General features: G+C 71.1%; 16 protein-coding genes. All 16 read right to left on the bottom strand.

The window, feature by feature from the left end; translation table 11 throughout:
• Positions 1-777 (bottom strand): DivIVA domain-containing protein (locus SSOG_RS49245; protein ID WP_009718668.1); only part of this gene is annotated, 777 nt, incomplete at its 3' end.
• A gap of 49 nt (positions 778-826) precedes the next feature.
• Positions 827-1,123: a YggT family protein gene (locus SSOG_RS33340; protein WP_009718667.1), complete on the bottom strand. Its 297-nt coding sequence runs from the start codon at positions 1,121-1,123 to the stop codon at positions 827-829.
• A 73-nt stretch (positions 1,124-1,196) separates the two neighbouring features.
• Positions 1,197-1,811 (bottom strand): cell division protein SepF, encoded by a 615-nt coding sequence (locus tag SSOG_RS33335; RefSeq protein WP_009718666.1) that lies wholly within the window; start codon positions 1,809-1,811, stop codon positions 1,197-1,199.
• Between the two features lie 123 nt (positions 1,812-1,934).
• Positions 1,935-2,654 carry a YggS family pyridoxal phosphate-dependent enzyme gene (locus tag SSOG_RS33330; RefSeq protein WP_009718665.1) on the bottom strand — a complete coding sequence of 240 codons (720 nt, stop codon included), beginning with the start codon at positions 2,652-2,654 and terminating at the stop codon, positions 1,935-1,937.
• Between the two features lie 3 nt (positions 2,655-2,657).
• Complete coding sequence (gene pgeF / locus SSOG_RS33325) at positions 2,658-3,389, bottom strand: peptidoglycan editing factor PgeF (protein ID WP_009718664.1); 732 nt, start codon at positions 3,387-3,389, stop codon at positions 2,658-2,660.
• Positions 3,390-3,432: 43 nt separating this feature from the next.
• Positions 3,433-4,671 carry a cell division protein FtsZ gene (gene ftsZ, locus SSOG_RS33320; RefSeq protein ID WP_009718663.1) on the bottom strand — a complete coding sequence of 413 codons (1,239 nt, stop codon included), beginning with the start codon at positions 4,669-4,671 and terminating at the stop codon, positions 3,433-3,435.
• 277 nt (positions 4,672-4,948) lie between these two features.
• Positions 4,949-5,746 carry a cell division protein FtsQ/DivIB gene (locus SSOG_RS33315; protein WP_009718662.1) on the bottom strand — a complete coding sequence of 266 codons (798 nt, stop codon included), beginning with the start codon at positions 5,744-5,746 and terminating at the stop codon, positions 4,949-4,951.
• A gap of 13 nt (positions 5,747-5,759) precedes the next feature.
• The gene (gene murG / locus SSOG_RS33310) at positions 5,760-6,854 is read right to left on the bottom strand and encodes an undecaprenyldiphospho-muramoylpentapeptide beta-N-acetylglucosaminyltransferase (protein ID WP_009718661.1); all 1,095 of its coding nucleotides are present in this window, start codon (positions 6,852-6,854) and stop codon (positions 5,760-5,762) included.
• A gap of 6 nt (positions 6,855-6,860) precedes the next feature.
• Positions 6,861-8,468, bottom strand: coding sequence for a putative lipid II flippase FtsW (ftsW, locus tag SSOG_RS33305; RefSeq protein ID WP_106516498.1), 1,608 nt, complete (start codon positions 8,466-8,468; stop codon positions 6,861-6,863).
• A 57-nt stretch (positions 8,469-8,525) separates the two neighbouring features.
• Positions 8,526-9,986 (bottom strand): UDP-N-acetylmuramoyl-L-alanine--D-glutamate ligase, encoded by a 1,461-nt coding sequence (gene murD / locus SSOG_RS33300; RefSeq protein ID WP_009718659.1) that lies wholly within the window; start codon positions 9,984-9,986, stop codon positions 8,526-8,528.
• On the bottom strand, positions 9,983-11,050 hold the full coding sequence (mraY, locus tag SSOG_RS33295) for a phospho-N-acetylmuramoyl-pentapeptide-transferase (RefSeq protein ID WP_009718658.1): 1,068 nt from the start codon (positions 11,048-11,050) through the stop codon (positions 9,983-9,985). Before mraY ends, murD begins: the two co-directional genes overlap by 4 nt.
• Before the next feature lie 59 nt (positions 11,051-11,109).
• A complete protein-coding gene (locus SSOG_RS33290) occupies positions 11,110-12,537 on the bottom strand; it encodes a UDP-N-acetylmuramoyl-tripeptide--D-alanyl-D-alanine ligase (RefSeq protein ID WP_009718657.1) in 1,428 nt (475 codons plus the stop codon).
• Positions 12,538-12,599: 62 nt separating this feature from the next.
• Positions 12,600-14,363, bottom strand: a complete 1,764-nt coding sequence (locus SSOG_RS33285; protein ID WP_078510458.1) for a UDP-N-acetylmuramoyl-L-alanyl-D-glutamate--2,6-diaminopimelate ligase — start codon at positions 14,361-14,363, stop codon at positions 12,600-12,602.
• Between the two features lie 12 nt (positions 14,364-14,375).
• A complete protein-coding gene (locus SSOG_RS33280; RefSeq protein WP_039939280.1) occupies positions 14,376-16,358 on the bottom strand; it encodes a peptidoglycan D,D-transpeptidase FtsI family protein in 1,983 nt (660 codons plus the stop codon).
• 4 nt (positions 16,359-16,362) lie between these two features.
• Positions 16,363-16,887 (bottom strand): cell division protein FtsL, encoded by a 525-nt coding sequence (ftsL, locus tag SSOG_RS54145; RefSeq protein ID WP_039939279.1) that lies wholly within the window; start codon positions 16,885-16,887, stop codon positions 16,363-16,365.
• Positions 16,884-17,034: 16S rRNA (cytosine(1402)-N(4))-methyltransferase (gene mraW, locus SSOG_RS49240; RefSeq protein ID WP_078510457.1), on the bottom strand; the 151-nt coding region annotated here is incomplete at its 5' end. The genes ftsL and mraW, both read right to left, overlap by 4 nt.

Raw genomic sequence — 17,034 nt, 5'->3', positions numbered from 1 at the left:
CTCCAGGGAGCCCATCGCGACACGGTGCTTCTCCTGCGCGTCCCGCTCCAGCGCGTCCGCCTTGGCGCGGGCGTCACGCTCCAGACCCTCGGCGCGGCTGCGGGCCTCGCCGACGATCTTGTTGGCCTCGGAACGGGCCTCCGCGATCGCCTGGTCGGCGGTCTGCTGCGCAAGCGAGAGCACGCGCGCGGCGCTGTCGCCGCCCGGGCCCTGACCCGGCTGCGGCAGCTGCGGGCCGCCGGGACCACCGGGGCCGCCCATCGGGCCACCCATGGGCCCGCCGGGACCCATCGGGCCGTTCTGCCCCATCGGACCGGGACCGCCGGGGCCACCGGGACCACCAGGGCCGCCGGGCCCACCGGGACCGCCCTGACCCATCGGGCCGGGGCCGTTCTGGCCCATCGGTCCGGCCGGCAGCTGCGGGGCACCGCCCGGAAGCTGGGGCGGGCCGCCCATCTGCTGCTGCTGTTGCTGCTGCTGCGGCGGGCCGGGCTGGCCCTGCTGCTGCGGCGGTCCGGATATGGCGGCGGGAACAGGGGCGCCGGGTCGCTCCTGCTGTTCCGGAGGTTTGCGCATGCCTTGCTGCTGCTGACTCTGTGCGGCGGCCCGCGTGGCTGCGGCCAGCTTGGCGCGCAGGTCCTCGTTCTCCCGCAGCAGCCGGGTCAGTTCGGCTTCGACCTCATCGAGGAAGGCATCGACCTCGTCCTCGTCATAGCCTTCTCGGAGGCGGACGGTCGTGAACTGCTTGTTCCGCACGTCCTCGGGGGTCAACGGCATCTCTACTTCACCTCAACGTAGTCGTCGGCAATCGGCAAGACCGTATCGTTCACACCCTGCTCGCAAAATTGCTCACGACGGTGATCAGGATCCAGACGATGATCATCAGCACGAAGAAGGACAGGTCGAGCGCCACACCCCCGAGACGCAACGGCGGGATGACCCGCCGCAGCAGCTTGAGTGGCGGATCGGTCACAGTGTAGGTGGCCTCGAGGATGACCACCATCGCCCTACCGGGTTGCCACGAGCGTGCGAACTGGAAGACATAGTCCATCACCAGCCGGAAGATCAGCACGATCAGGAAGCAGTACAGCGCGATGTAGATCACCTGTAGTGCGATGCTCATCTCGCGCGTCCCTCTCCCCTGTTTCGTACGCGGCCTTGCGGCCTCGGATGACTCGGTGTTGCCGTGTTGCGTCTCAGCTCTGGTTGAAGAACCCGCCCTCTGCGATACGGGCCTTGTCCTCCGCCGTGACATCGACGTTAGCAGGAGACAACAGGAACACCTTCTGCGTCACTCGCTCAATGCTCCCATGGAGACCGAAGACGAGTCCGGCGGCAAAGTCGACAAGTCGCTTCGCGTCCGTGTCGTCCATCTCCGTCAGATTCATGATCACCGGGGTGCCCTCACGGAAGTGTTCCCCGATAGTACGGGCCTCGTTGTAGGTCCGGGGGTGCAGTGTGGTGATGCGGTACGGCTCCCGCTCGGACACAACCTTGGGCATGATCACCGGTGCGTTCTTCTCCAAGTTCTGACGTTCAGGTGTGATAGACGCCACGGGGGCAATTCGCGCGGGTTGTCTGCTTTCCGTCACAAGCGGAGCCGGTTCACGCTGTGCGGGGGGGTGGACGACTCGCACAGATTCACCCCTCTCCGGTCGCGGTTCGGTCTCCGCTGCCGGATGACGCCGACGCTCCCGCTCAGGCTCCGGCTCGGGCTCGAATTCGTCGTCGGGGTCGAACCCCCGGCCGTCGTACCCATCGTCCTCCACGAGGCCGAGGTAGACCGCCATCTTGCGCATCGCGCCGGCCATTCTCTGCGTCCTCCGCTCTGTGGTGGATCGGCTCCGCCACCGGATGCCCTGGATCCACGTGGCCTGCCCGTCTTTTGACGGGAATGACCATATTTTCTGCTGTGGTCCGACTTCTTCGCGACGTTACCGGAGCCTGGGTCGGACTCCGAGTACCGCGGTGCCGACGCGCACATGTGTCGCTCCCGCCGCAACCGCTTCTTCCAGATCTGAGCTCATTCCCGCGGAGACCATGTTCGCAGCCGGATGAGCCACGCGCAGGCCGGATGAGATTTCCATCAACCGGCCGAACGCCGCCCGCGGCTGGTCCGCGTAGGGCCCGGCCAGCGGCGCGACGGTCATCAGGCCGTCCAGCCGCAACCCGTCGGCCGCGGCCACGGCCTCGGCGAGCGCGCCCACTCCGTCCGGACCGACGCCGCCGCGCTGACCCCGCTCCCCGGAGTCCACGTCGAGCGCCACTTGAATCAGGACACCCAGCTCGCGCGCGGCCCCCACGGCCGCACCCGAGAGCGCGTCGACCAATCGCTTGCGATCAACCGATTGCACCACATCTGCATAACTACATACAGAACGCACCTTATTGGTCTGCAATTGCCCGACAAAATGCCAGATCAGTGGCAGATCAGCGCATTCCGCAGCTTTGGGAGCGGCCTCCTGATCACGGTTCTCCGCGACGTGCCGGACGCCGAGTTCCGCGAGCAAACGGACATCGCTCGCCGGATACGTCTTGGTGACCACGATCAGGGTCACCTCTTCGCGCTTGCGACCGGCGGCGGCGCAGGCGGCAGAGATACGTTCCTCCACCGTCGCCAGGTTCGCGGCCAGTTCCGTCTTGCGATCCGTCACAGCTCAGCCGTCCAACCAGACATAGCTCGCGAGCCGCCCCGTGGTGCGGTCGCGCCGGTACGAGAAGTGGTCCGCCGATTCCAGCGTGCAGATGTGAGATTCTCCATCCATCTCCACACCGGCGCGGGCGAGTTGGGCCCGCACTCCGGCCGCCACGTCCACCGCCGGGGTGCCCCAGCTGGTCTCGGCCCAGGACTCGGGCACCGTCCCGGCGACCTCGGTGCGCATGTCCGCGGGGACCTCGTAGCACCGGCCGCAAACGGAGGGTCCGGTTCGGGCCACGATCCGGGCCGGGTCGGCACCCTGAGCCGTCATCGCCTCGACCACCGCCGGGACCACCCCGGCGACCAGCCCGGGCCGTCCCGCGTGCGCGGCACCGGCGACACCGGCGACCGGGTCGGCCAGCAGCACCGGAGTGCAGTCGGCGGTGAGGACGGCGAGGGCGAGCCCCCGACGCGATGTCACCACCGCGTCCACGGCCGGGATCTCACCGGTCGCCCAGGGACCCTCGACCACGGCCACGTCCCGGCCGTGCACCTGGTTCATCCAGACGACGGCCGACGGGTCCAGGCCGAGCGCCTTGGCGGCCAGTTCGCGGTTGGTCCGTACGGCCTGGGGGTCGTCGCCGACCGCCCCGCCGAGGTTGAGCTCGTCATACGGAGCGGCGCTCACCCCGCCCCACCGGTCGGTGAAGGCGAAGTGCGCGCCGCTCGCGTCGTGCTGTTGCGCTATCACTTCTGGATCGCTTCAGGGTCGCCGTGGAGCCATGGCAGCGGGCTCACTTCAGGAAGTCCGGCACGTCCAGCTCCTCGGCCTGGCTGTCCTGGTAGGGACGGGCCGGCGGGACCTGCGGAGTGGAAACCGGGGGCGGCGGCGGGACCTCGGCGACCGGAGCGGGCTCCGCCGGGGCGGGCTCCTCCTCACGCGGAGTGACGCTGCCGAGGCCGCCGAAGGACGGACGGCCGGGCTCCGGGGCCGACTGACGGGGAGCCTGGCCGCCGGCGCTCTCCTCGCGGCCACCGTTGTACGAGCCCAGCACCTTGTCGCGGTTCTGGTTCTTCGCGGGCGGCTGACCGCCGTCGAAGCCCGCCGCGATCACGGTGACCCGGACCTCGTCGCCGAGCGCGTCGTCGATGACCGCGCCGAAGATGATGTTGGCCTCGGGGTGGGCGGCCTCGCTCACCAGCTGGGCGGCCTCGTTGATCTCGAACAGACCGAGGTCGGAGCCGCCCGAGATGGACAGCAGCACGCCCCGGGCGCCGTCGATCGACGCCTCCAGCAGTGGCGAGGAGATCGCCATCTCGGCGGCGGCCACCGCGCGGTCGTCGCCGCGCGCCGAGCCGATGCCCATGAGCGCCGATCCCGCCTCGGACATCACGGACTTGACGTCCGCGAAGTCGAGGTTGATCAGACCGGGGGTGGTGATGAGGTCGGTGATGCCCTGAACACCCGACAGCAGCACCTGGTCCGCCGACTTGAACGCGTCGAGCACGCTCACCTGACGGTCGGAAATCGACAGGAGCCGGTCGTTCGGAATGACGATGAGGGTGTCGACCTCGTCGCGCAGACCCGCGATACCGTCCTCGGCCTGATTGGCGCGACGGCGGCCCTCGAAGGTGAACGGACGGGTGACCACACCGATCGTCAGTGCGCCGAGCGACCGGGCGATGTTGGCGACGACGGGTGCGCCGCCGGTGCCGGTGCCGCCGCCTTCGCCCGCGGTCACGAAGACCATGTCGGCCCCCTTGAGGACCTCCTCGATCTCCTCGCGGTGGTCCTCGGCGGCCTTGCGGCCGACATCGGGGTTGGCGCCGGCGCCCAGTCCACGCGTGAGCTCGCGGCCGACGTCGAGCTTGACGTCCGCGTCACTCATCAGCAGGGCCTGCGCATCGGTGTTGATCGCGATGAACTCGACGCCCTTGAGCCCGACCTCGATCATCCGGTTGATGGCATTCACGCCACCGCCGCCGATGCCGACGACCTTGATGACTGCGAGGTAGTTCTGCGGTGCTGCCACGTCGAAGGCCTCTCGCCTCGAGTTACGTGTCGTCACCCCGCTGTTGTCGCGGTGCGCCGACTGATGCCGAATGGGACGGTTCCGATTGCCGACCCCAACCCTAACGCTGAAGTTTAGGGTTACCAGTGCCTCTGTTTCCCGGAGTCTTCGGAACAGGACACTAAGTCGACAAGTGGCGCGCGTTCAATGAACACGCCGAACCGACCGCTTTTCTTTTCACCCTATGTGATCACCCAGTGGGCTAGCCAACCAGGGTGCTGGCCTGCTGGTATCCCCGTCAACTGCGGGACACCGCGGGCGCGCTCGGCGCGCTGACGTCGAAGTGACCGGCGTCGGGCCGCGCTTTCATGAGCGCCGTGAGCGCCTTCGCCTTCGCGGCTCCGCGCTCATCGCTCCCCCAGGCAACCGTACGGCTCCGGCTGAGCTCCAGAGTGATCGAGTCGTACGAGCGGACCCGGACCGAGCGCATGTCCGCACGGACCTTCGCCGGGAGCTCGACGACTACCCCGACGGCCTCGCGGCGCAACCGCGACGGGCCGAAATGGCGTGAACTCGGCGACCGGTCCGGCTCCATTTCGAGCAGCGGAACGCCCTTCGGCCGCTTGGCCAGACGGGAGAACCGCACGCCATCGGCGTCCACTTCGCGGAACTTCCCGCCCTCTTCGACAATCACTTCGGCCTTGCGCTCCGTCACATCAAGACTGATGGTGTGCGGCCATGACCGGGATACGTCCACTTTTGCTATCCGCGGCAGCCGGTCGCGCAGCCGGTCCCCGATCGCACCGGTGTCCACGGCGACCAGGGGGGTGTCCAGCGGGACGTCCGCGGCCTCGCGGACCTCATCCTGGGTGAGCACGTCCGCGCCGGTGACCGCCACCCGCTCGGCCCGCAGCCAGCTCGACCCGTACAGCAGCCAGCCGGTCCCGCCGCCCAGCAGGGCGGCGGCCACGGCGGCGATCACCAGGGTGCGGCGGCGGGGCAGGCGGAACCTGCGCCGCGCCGCGAAGATGCGCGGGGGCGGGCCGGACGGCGACGTCCTGCGGGCGCCGCTCTCGGCGGTCGTCGGTCCGGCCACGCTCCCTGCCTTCTCACGCCTGGCGGCGTGCCGCGATTGCCTCGTACACCATGCCGACCAGCAGCTCGTCGGCGTCCCGGCGGCCGAAATCGGCGGCGCGCCGCGACATCTCGTACAGCCGGTGCGGGTCGCCGAGCACCGGGAGCACATTGCTCTGCACCCATTCGGGCGTCAGTTCGGCGTCGTCGACCAGCAGTCCGCCGCCCGCCTTGACCAACGGCTGGGCGTTGAGCCGCTGCTCGCCGTTGCCGATGGGCAGCGGGACGTAGGCGGCCGGGAGCCCGACGGCGGACAGCTCGGCGACGGTCATCGCGCCCGCGCGGCAGAGCATCATGTCGGCCGCGGCGTACGCGAGGTCCATCCGGTCCACGTACGGTACCGGGATATAGGGCGGCATTCCGGGCATGTTGTCCACATGCGGCAGTTCGTTTTTCGGGCCGACCGCGTGGAGGACCTGGATTCCGGCCCGCTGGAGGAACGGCGCGACCCGCTGGACCACCTCGTTCAGCCGGCGCGCACCCTGCGAACCGCCGGAGACCAGCAGCGTCGGCAGGTTCTGGTCGAGACCGAAGGCCGCGCGCGCCTCGGGGCGGACCGCGGCCCGGTCCAGGGTGGCGATGGAGCGGCGCAGCGGGATACCCACGTAGCGGGCGCCCCGGAGCTTGCTGTCCGGGGTGGAGACCCCGACGGACGTGGCGTAGCGGGAGCCGATCTTGTTGGCGAGCCCGGGCCGGGCGTTGGCCTCGTGGACGATGATCGGCACGCCCAGCCGCTTGGCGGCCAGATAGCCGGGCAGGGCCACATAGCCGCCGAAACCGACCACGCAGTCGGCCTTGGTGCGCTCAAGGATCTGCTCGGCGGCCTTGATGGTGCCGCGCAGCCGCCCGGGGACGGTGATCAGCTCGGGTGTGGGTTTGCGTGGCAGCGGAACGGCGGGGATCAGCCCGAGTTCGTAGCCGCGCTCTGGCACGAGGCGGGTCTCCAGCCCGCGCTCCGTGCCGAGCGCCGTGATCCCCACGGTCGGATCCTGCCTCCGCAGGGCGTCCGCGAGGGCGAGCGCGGGCTCGATGTGGCCGGCGGTCCCCCCACCGGCGAGTACGACATGCACCGAAATTCACCGCTCTCCGGACGGCCGTTCCTTGACGCGCCGTCTCATCGTCTTCCGTCTCACCCGAGCCAGCTTCTTCCGCAAAGCAGGCTGCCGCATGGCCAGTGCCGCCCGTGCAGCGGGCTCGGCCCGTGCGAAGGCGATCAGCAGACCTACGGCGAACATGGTCGGCAGCAGGGCGGACCCTCCGTAGGAGAACAGCGGGAGCGGAACCCCGGCGATCGGCAGCAGACCGAGCACCGCACCGATGTTGATCACGGCCTGGGCCGTGATCCAGGTGGTCACGCCTCCCGCGGCGTACCTCACGAAGGGGTCCTCCGTGCGTCCGGCCACGCGGATACCCGCATAGCCTAGAGCCGCGAAGAGGACGAGCACCGACAGCGTCCCCGCCAGGCCGAGTTCCTCCCCGGTAATGGCGAAGATGAAGTCGGTGTGCGGTTCGGGGAGTTCGCCCCATTTCTCCATGGATGCACCGAGTCCGGAGCCGAACCATCCGCCGTTGGCCAGAGCATAGATCCCATGCACCGCCTGCCAGCACTGATCGTTGGCTCCGGGCTCGGTGGCGCCGATGCAGGCGAGCCGGGACATCCGGTTGGCGCTGGTCTTGATCAGCAGAATGCCGATCACTCCGGCGAAGGCGAGTACGCCCGCGAAGAGCCGGGTGGGGGCGCCCGCCAGCCAAAGCAGGCCGAAAAGGATCGCCGTGAGGATGATCGCGGTGCCCATGTCGCCGCCGAGCATGATCATCCCGAGCAGCAGGGCCGCCGCCGGGACGAGCGGCACCAGAAGGTGCTTCCACTGCGTGAGCAGCCGCTTGTCCTGCTTGCGGGCCAGCAGATCGGCGCCCCACAGGACGAGCGCGAGCTTGCCGAACTCGCTCGGCTGGAGCATGAACGGACCGCCGAAGGAGATCCAGTTCTGGTTGCCGTTGACCGAAATCCCTATCCCCGGCACCTGGACCAGGCACATCAGAAAGACCGAGGCGGCCAGCAGCGGATAGGCGAAGGCGCGGTGCAGCTTGATCGGCATGCGCACGGCCAGCAGCATCAGCGCGGCGCCGAGCGCCGCCGCGAAGAGCTGTTTGCGGAAGAAGTACGACGGCGCCAGGCCCGACTGGAGCGCCTTGATCTGGGAGGCGGAGTAGACCATCACCAGACCCAGCACGGTGATCAGCGCGGCGCCGCCGAGGATCAGGTAGTACGCGGTGAGCGGCCGGTCCCAGGCCTTCTTGGCGCGCTGCTGTGTGCCCCGCAGCGCGTCCAGCACGCTGCCCCTGGAGGGACGGCGGGGTGCCCGGATCACCGGGCGGCGGGGGGCCCTCGGCGGGCTCGGACGGCCCTTCCCTGCTGCGGCCCTGGCCGCCGCGGCCTCGTCGGCCCTGGCCTTGTCCGCCCTGGCCCTGCCCGTCCTGCCCTTGTCCGCCTTGCCCTTTCCCTCGGGGGGCGCGGCCGGAGCCTTGCCGCGGCCGCCCTGGGGCCGGGCAGGTGCCGCGGACCGCTCACCGCCCCGCGCGGCGGGCCGGGGCCGCGCGGCGCCGCCAGCCCGCGGCCCGGGGCGGCCGGTGGCTGCTCCGGCCTGCCGGGACCGCGGCGCGGCGGGCTGGTCAGGCGTCATGTCGAATCCCCTCCAGGTTCTCCGCGCGAGCGGTGGTCCTCGCGGGGGACCTGCGGGCTACTGCTCGTCCGTGACCGGGCCCGAGGCCAGGTCGTGAACCGCCGCGGCGAAGGCGTCGCCCCGCTTGTTGTAGTTGGTGAACATGTCCATCGAGGCGCAGGCGGGGGCCAGAAGGACGGTATCGCCCGGCCGGGCGAGCCGGGCCGCTTCCCGGACAGCCGCTGCCATCGCCCCAGTGTCGGTCCGGTCGAGGTCCACGACCGGGACATCCGCTGCGTGTCGCGCGAGCGCTTCCCGGATCAGGGCGCGGTCGGCGCCGATCAGCACCGCCCCGCGCAGCCGCGGGGCGGCGGCGAGCACCAGCTCGTCGAAGGTGGCTCCCTTGGCGAGCCCGCCAGCGACCCACACGATGTGCTCGTACGCGCCCAACGACGCCTCGGCGGCGTGGGTGTTGGTCGCCTTGGAGTCGTCCACGTAACTCACGCCCTCGACGTCCGCGACGTGCTCGACCCGGTGCGGGTCCGGGCGGAAGGCGCGCAGCCCGTCCCGTACGGCCTGGGGCGGCACGCCGTAGGCGCGGGCCAGGGCCGCGGCGGCGAGCGCGTTGGCGATGTTGTGCGGCGCGGGCGGGTTGACGTCGGCGACCTCGGCCAGCTCCTGGGCGCTCTTCTGCCGGTTGGTGACGAAGGCCCGGTCGACCAGGATGTTCTCGACGACGCCGAGCTGCGAGGGGCCGGGGGTGCCGAGAGTGAAGCCGATCGCCCGGCAGCCCTCCTCGACGTCGGCGGCCCGGACCAGGTCCTCGGTGGCGGGGTCGGCGGCGTTGTAGACGCAGGCGACCTGGTTGCCCTCGTAGATCCGGCCCTTGTCGGCCGCGTACGCCGCCATGGAGCCGTGCCAGTCGAGGTGGTCGGGGGCGAGGTTGAGCACCGCGCCCGAGTGGGCGCGCAGCGAGGGCGCCCAGTGCAGCTGGTAGCTGGACAGCTCGACGGCGAGCACGTCGTACGGCGTCTCACCCAGCACGATGTCCAGGAGCGAGACGCCGATGTTGCCGACGGCGGCGGTGCGCAGCCCGGCCGCCTCCAGGATGGAGGCCAGCATGCGCACGGTGGTGGTCTTGCCGTTGGTGCCGGTGACCGCGAGCCAGGGCGGGGAGTCCGGGCCGCGCAGCCGCCAGGCCAGCTCCACGTCGCCCCACACCGGGACGCCCGCCTTCTCGGCGGCCAGGAAGAGCGGGCTGGTGGGCTTCCAGCCGGGTGTGGTGACGATCAGCTCGGTGCCCTCGGGGAGGCCCGCGGCGGAGCCGCTATTGGACGCAGTCCCGTCGCCGAGCCGGACCGTGATGCCGAGCGGCTCCAGTTCGGCCGCCTGGGCGCGCTGGGGCTCTCCGTCGCTTCCGTTGACGACGGTCACCGTGGCCCCGAGGCCCCGCAGCGCACGCGCTGCGGGGACCCCGGAGACGCCGAGTCCGGCGACGGTGACATGCCGTCCGGCGAGGTCGGTGACGTCGATGGTCACGAAGCCCGCCAGCCCGCGTAGAAGATGCCGAGTCCGACGATCACGCACATGCCCTGGATGATCCAGAACCGGACCACCACCAGCACTTCGCTCCAGCCCTTGAGTTCGAAGTGGTGCTGGAGTGGCGCCATCCGGAAGACCCGGCGCCCGGTGAGCCGGAACGAGCCGACCTGGATGACCACGGACAGGGTGATCAGGACGAACAGACCGCCGAGGACGGCCATCAGCAGCTCGGTGCGGGAGCAGATGGCGAGCCCCGCGAGGCCGCCGCCGAGCGCCAGCGAGCCGGTGTCCCCCATGAAGATCTTGGCGGGCGAGGTGTTCCACCACAGGAAGCCGAAGCAGGCGCCCATCAGGGCGGAGGCGACGACGGCGAGGTCGAGCGGGTCGCGCACCTCGAAGCAGGACGAGGGGTTGGTGAGGGTCTGCGCGTTGGCGCACGACTCCTGGTACTGCCAGACGCCGATGAAGGTGTAGGCGCCGAAGACCATCACGGAGGCGCCGGTGGCCAGGCCGTCCAGGCCGTCGGTGAGGTTCACGCCGTTCGACATCGCGAGGATCATGAACAGCGCCCAGATCGCGAAGATCACCGGGCCGAAGGACCAGCCGAAGTCCTGGACGAAGGAGAGCCGGTCGGAGGCCGGGGTCTGCTGGCGGGCGTCGGCGAAGTTCAGCGCGAGGATCGCGAAGGCGACACCGACGATCAGCTGACCGGCCATCTTGGCCTTGGCCCGCAGGCCCAGGCTGCGTTGCTTGACGATCTTGATGTAGTCGTCGAGGAAGCCGACCAGGCCCATGCCGGCGAACAGGAAGAGCACCAGCACACCGGAGAAGGTGGGCTGGCTGCCCGTGATCACCTTCGTCACCGCGTAGGCGATCAGTGTGGCCAGGATGAAGGAGATACCGCCCATGGTGGGCGTGCCCTTCTTGCTGCCGTGCGTCCGCGGGCCGTCGTCGCGGATGTACTGGCCGTAGCCCTTGCGGGCGAGCAGCTTGATCAGCAGCGGGGTGCCGATCAGGGTCAGAAAGAGACCGATGGCCCCGGAGAAGAGGATCTGCCTCATGGCGCCTACGTGTTCTTCTCCCGCGGCGAGGCCACCGGCGAGGAGGGTCTGCCCCATGGTCATCGCCCGGCGACCTCACCCTCGAGCAACGCCTGCGCGAGTTGCTCCAGGCCGACCGACCTGGATGCCTTCACCAACACGACGTCCCCCGGTCGCAGCTCGCTCCGCAGCAGATCGACCGCTGCCCGCACGTCGGACACGTGCACCGACTCCTCACCCCACGAACCCTCGTTCTTGGCGCCCATGTCCAGCCACGCGGCCTCCCGGCCGCCGACCGCCACGAGCTTGCTGACGTTGAGCCGGACGGCCAGCCGTCCGACCGCGTCGTGCTCGGCCAGTGACTCATCGCCCAGCTCGGCCATCGGGCCCAGCACCGCCCACGTGCGACGCCCCGGTGTTGCGGCGCCCATCGCGGCCAGCGCGCGCAGCGCGGCTCGCATGGACTCGGGGTTCGCGTTGTAGGCGTCATTGACGACCGTCACGCCGTCCGAGCGCTCGGTGACCTCCATCCGCCAGCGGGAGAGCTGACCCGCTTCGGAGAGCGCCACGGCGATCTCGTCGACGGACATGCCCGTCTCATGGGCGACGGCGGCCGCGGCGAGCGCGTTCGACACGTGGTGCTCACCGTACAGGCGCATGGTCACGTCACCGCACCCGGTAGGGGTGTGAAGCGTGAAGGCGGGGCGGCCACCGTCGGCAAGCCGGACATTCGAGGCACGTACGTGGGCGTCCCCGGCCTCGCCGAACAGGACGGTACGGGCCTTCGTACGGGACGCCATGGCGCGCACCAGGGGGTCGTCGGCGTTGAGCACCGCCACCCCGCCGTCCTCGGCGGAGGGCAGCGCCTCGACCAGTTCGCCCTTGGCCTCGGCGATCTGCTCGCGGCCGCCGAACTCCCCGATGTGCGCGGTGCCGACGTTGAGGACGAGCCCGATGCGGGGCGGGGTGAGGTCCGTCAGATAACGGATGTGCCCCTTGCCTCGGGCGCCCATCTCCAGCACCAGGTGCTGGGTCGTCGTATCGGCGCGCAGCGCGGTGAGCGGCAGCCCGATCTCGTTGTTGAACGAGCCGTGCGTCCACACGGTCGGGCCGTGCCGCTGGAGCAGCTGGGCGATGAGGTCCTTGGTGCTGGTCTTCCCGGCGGAGCCGGTGAGCGCGACCACGGTGGTGCCCAGCCGCTCGACGACGGCGCGGGCGATCGCGCCCATGGCGGCGACGACGTCGGGGACGACGAGCGCCGGAACCGGGGCGTCCGGTGTGGAGACCGGGCGGGTGGCCAGGACCGCCACCGCGCCCGCCTCGACCGCGCCGCGCGCGTAGTCGTGGCCGTCCACGTGCTCGCCGGGGAGCGCGGCGAACAGGCTCCCGGGCCGCACCTCGCGGGAGTCGATCACGACGGGTCCTGTGACCTTCAGGTCAGGGTCCGGTATGTCGTGCGGCTGCCCACCGACGAGGCCGGTGATCTCGGTGAGGGACAGTGGGATCACTGATCACCTCCGGCCGTGCGGGAGAGCTGCCTGGAGGGGGCTGGTGCGCGCATGGCGGTCTGTCATCCCTGGTTGTCTTGAGGTGTGTGCCCGTGCGGTTCGCTCGCCTCGGGGCGTTGCGGACCGCGCCCCTTGGCTCGCTCGCTGAGCTCGATGGCTTCCCGCAGGACCTGGCGGTCGTCGAAGGCGCGAATCACCCCGGCGATGTCCTGGCCCTGCTCATGGCCCTTGCCCGCGACGATCACGGTATCGCCGGGTTCCGCGCGGGCGACGGCGGCGGCGATGGCGTTCTCCCGGTCCTCCTCGACCAGGACGTCGCCGCGCTCGTGCGAGGGCACCTCGGCGGCGCCCGCGAGCATCGCGGCGAGGATGGCGAGCGGGTCCTCGGAGCGCGGGTTGTCGGAGGTCAGTACGGCCGTGTCGGCGTACCGGGCGACCGCGGAGCCCATCGGGCCGCGCTTGAGCCGGTCGCGGTCGCCGCCGCAGCCGAGGACGGCGTGCAGCTTGCCGTCGGTGACCTTGCGCAGGGCGCGCAGCACCGACTCCACGGCGTCGGTCTTGTGGGCGTAGTCGACCACGGCGAGGTACGGCTGGCCCACGTCGACGCGCTCCAGCCGGCCGGGGACGCCGGGGACGGCGCCGATGCCGTCCGCGGCCGTCTGCGGGTCGATCCCGGCGACGGCGAGCGCGACGAGGGCGGCGAGCGCGTTGGCGACGTTGAACGGGCCGGCGATGGGGGCGGCGGCCCGTACGGTCTCGCCGTTCGGGCCGATCGCGGTGAAGGTCGAGCCCAGCGGGCCCACCTCGACGTCCGCGGCGCGCCAGTGGGCGTCGGGGTGGCCCTCGGCGGAGAAGGTGGTCACCGGGACCTCGGACTCCTCGATGAGCCGGCGGCCGTACTCGTCGTCGTAGTTGATCACTCCGGCCCGGCTGCGGGCCTTGGTGAACAGCTGGGCCTTGGCCTGGAAGTAGTCCTCCATCCCCGAGTGGAACTCCATGTGCTCCGGGGAGAGGTTGTTGAAGACGGCGACGTCGAAGACGCAGCCGTCGACGCGGCCGAGGACCAGGGCGTGGCTGGAGACCTCCATGACGACCGAGTGGACGTCGCGTTCGCGCATCACCGCGAACAGCGCCTGGAGGTCGGTGGCCTCGGGCGTGGTGCGCTCGGATTTGATGCGCTCGTCGCCGATGCGCATCTCGACGGTGCCGATGAGCCCCGTGGGACCGCCTGCGGCCTTCTCCGCGGCGGCCCTGAGCCCGCCGTCGACGAGGTAGGCGGTGGTGGTCTTGCCGGAGGTGCCGGTGATGCCGATCTGGAGCAGGCTGTGGCCCGGCTCGTCGTAGATCGTGGCGGCCAGCGCGCCCATCCGGCCGCGCGGGTTGTCCACGACCAGGACCGGCAGACCGGTGGCGGCGGCGCGCTCGGCGCCGTCCGGGTCGGTCAGCACGGCGGCCGCGCCGAGGTCGGCGGCCTGGGCGGCGAAGTCCGCGCCGTGCAGCCGGGCGCCGGACAGCGCGGCGTACACGTCGCCCGGGCGCACGGCGCGCGAGTCATGGGTGATACCGGTGACCGCGGCCTCGGCCGGGACTCCGGAGGCATCGACGCCCAGCTGATCCGCCAGCTCCGCGAGCGGGACGGGCCGGACCTGGAGAGGGCGGGGCGCTCCCGGGTATTCCACAGAAACGTCCTTCTGAGGGGTTTGAGACTGATCAGCTTGGGGCACGGCGGTGAGCGTACCCGGCCCACCCGCTCCGTCGCGAAATCCGGCGTCGGAGCAGCGGCGCACCGGGCCCCGGTTCCCGGGCTCCGGCGTGATCGTCGTCACGGCTGGACCCGCTCACTGGCCCGGGCTGTAGCTCACGGGAAGCCGCTTGGGCTGCTTCCCGGTCGGCGGGACCTGGAGCGACTTGAGCGCGAACTCCATGACCTTCTTGTAGACCGGACCGCAGACCTGCCCGCCGAAATAGCTGCCCCTGGTCGGATTCTGCACCGCACAGTAGACCGTCAGGCGCGGTTTGTCCGCAGGTGCGAAACCGGCGAACGAAGCGGTGTATCCGTGGTAACGGCCGCTCTTCGGGTCCACGCGGTTGGAGGTGCCGGTCTTGCCCGCCACCAGATAGCCGGGGATCTTCGCCTTGGTGCCGGTGCCCTCCTGGTTGTCCACGACCGATTCGAGCATCTCGGCGAGCGTCTTCGCGGTCTTCGGGCTCACCACGCGGGTCTTCTTGGGCTCGGGCGCGGGGGTGAAGTCGCCGCCGGGGCCCCTGGTGCCGCGCACCAGGCTGGGGGCGATGCGCTGGCCGCCGTTGGCGACGGTGGAGTAGACGGAGGCCGCCTGGACGGCGTTGAGCGACAGGCCCTGGCCGAAGGGGATGGTGTAGCCCTGCGTCGGGCTCCAGCTCTGCGGCTTGGCCAGGATGCCCGGGGTCTCGCCGGGGAGGCCGAGCCCGGTGGGCTGTCCGATGCCGAACTGCCGCAGGTAGGAGTAGAGGATCCGGTTCTTCTGCTTCTCGGTCTTGCCCAGCTGCTCGGTGGCGAGGATGGTGCCGATGTTGCTGGACTTGGCGAGCACCCCGTTGAGCGTGAGGTACCAGGTGGGGTGGTCGATGTCGTCGGCGAAGGCGCGGCCCGCGCGCGGCAGCCGGTTCGGGACCTCCACCTGGGTGTTCCAGCGGGCGGCGCCCTCCTGGAGGACGGCGGCCATCGACATCAGCTTGCTGACGCTGCCCGGTTCGTACGCGTCGGAGACGGCGGCGTTGCCGAGGGCGTCGCCGTCCGCGGTGGAGATGTCGTTGGGGTCGAAGCCGGGGGCGTTGGCCATGGCCAGCAGCCGACCGGTGCGGGTGTCCTGGACGACGACGTAGCCTCGGTCCGCCTGCGACTTCTTCACCTGGTCGGAGATGGCGCTCTGGGCCGCCCACTGGATGTCGCGGTCGATCGTCAGCTCGACGTCGTTGCCGGGCACCGCGGGCTTCTCGCTGACGTCCCCGGTGGGCACCTGATGGCCGCCGGACTGGGCGTAGACGCGCTTGCCGTCCTTGCCCGCGAGCTTCTTGTTCAGCTGCTGCTCGATCCCCGCTGCGCCGCGCCCGTCGGCGCCCACGAAGCCCAGGATCCCGGCGGCGAGGTCGCCGCCCGGGTAGACCCGCTTGCTGTGCGACTCCCGGTTGACCCCGGCGAGGACGTTGGTGCCCTTGCCCTTGGCCGCGGCGTCGTCCAGGTTGTTCTTCAGGTCCTTGATCTGGTTCCAGACCCGCGGGCTCTGCTGCCGGGCCAGCACGACGTACTGCGACTTCGGGTTGTCGGTGAGCTTCTTCTCCAGGTCCGCCTCGTTCTTGCCGAGGATCGGCGCGAGGAGGGCGGCCGCCTGACGGGGCGCGTCCTTCATCTTGGCGTTGCGCGGGGTGAGCAGATCGGGGGCGGCCGTGATGTCGTACGCATCCACGGTGGTGGCCAGGTTGACGCCGTCGCGGTCGGTGATGGACCCGCGCTCCGCGGACAGCTTCACCGGGATGTAGCGGTTGACGTTGGCCTTGGCGGCGTACGCGGAGGCGTCCACGGCCTGCACCTGGAGCAGCCGTACGACGAAGGCCAGCATGACGAGGGTGAGCCCGAGGCTGATCAGCCGCAGCCGGGGGCGCGGGCTGCCCAGCCGCAGCTGCGCCGGAGCGCCCCCGGGGCGCTCGCCGCGCTGCGCGCCGGGGCGCGGGCCGCGCTCACCGGGCCGTCGCTGCGCCCCCTGGCGCGGGCGGCGGTCGCGGTCGCCGCGCGGCGCCGCCGGGCCGGGCACCCGTCGGCGGGGGTCCTGGGGTCGCGTCACCGTGTCACCTGCCAGGGGCCGGGGTGGTCGGGGCGCCGGTGCCGGCCGCCGGGGTCAGCGGGCTCGCCGACGGCAGGACGGCCGGGGCCGGGGCGGACGCCGCGGCGGAGGCCGCCGGGGCCGGCGCCGGGGTGGGGTCGAGCACGAGCGGGGGCAGCGGGCCGGGGGCGTGCGCCACCGAGGGCTGCCCGGTGGCCGGTGCGGGCACCCCCGCCACCGAGCCGTCCGGGTTGAGGAACGCCGGGCTGCCGCCGGGCACCATGCCCAGCTCCTGGGCGCGCTGCTCCAGCGCGCCGGGGGCGGAGAGCTGGTCGACCTCCTGCTGGAGCGACTGGCGTTCGTCGCTCAGCTCGTCGGTCTGCTTCTCCAGCTTGCTCAGCTCGAACGACCCCTGGTTGAGGGAGGAGTTCAGCAGCAGCAGCGCGATCAGGCCGGAGCCGAGCAGGATCACGACGAGCAGCACGAAGGGCGCCCGCCTGGCCGTGACCGCGCCCGGTACGGGCGACACCGGCGCCGGGGCCCGGGTCATAGCGCGTCCTCGCGGATGCGCTCCGCGCCCCGGAAGCGGGCCGGGGCGGCGCGGCGGTTCTCGGCGATCTCCTCCTCGGTGGGCAGCTCGGCGCCGCGGGTGAGCAGCTTGAGCTTGGGCTGATAGCGCTCCGGGACGACCGGCAGG

It is taken from the genome of Streptomyces himastatinicus ATCC 53653, from assembly GCF_000158915.1.
Lineage (GTDB): Bacteria > Actinomycetota > Actinomycetes > Streptomycetales > Streptomycetaceae > Streptomyces > Streptomyces himastatinicus.
Note: the sequence above shows the minus strand (reverse complement) of the source record. Positions and strands in the feature narration are given on the sequence as shown.

Excerpts from the sequence above, each read along its gene's own strand:
- SSOG_RS33340 (WP_009718667.1), bottom strand. The coding sequence starts at position 1,123 with ATGAGCATCGCACTACAGGTGATCTACATCGCGCTGTACTGCTTCCTG.
- SSOG_RS33335 (WP_009718666.1), bottom strand. The coding sequence starts at position 1,811 with ATGGCCGGCGCGATGCGCAAGATGGCGGTCTACCTCGGCCTCGTGGAG.
- ftsW (WP_106516498.1), bottom strand. The coding sequence starts at position 8,468 with ATGACGCCTGACCAGCCCGCCGCGCCGCGGTCCCGGCAGGCCGGAGCA.
- mraY (WP_009718658.1), bottom strand. The coding sequence starts at position 11,050 with ATGAGGCAGATCCTCTTCTCCGGGGCCATCGGTCTCTTTCTGACCCTG.
- ftsL (WP_039939279.1), bottom strand. The coding sequence starts at position 16,887 with ATGACCCGGGCCCCGGCGCCGGTGTCGCCCGTACCGGGCGCGGTCACG.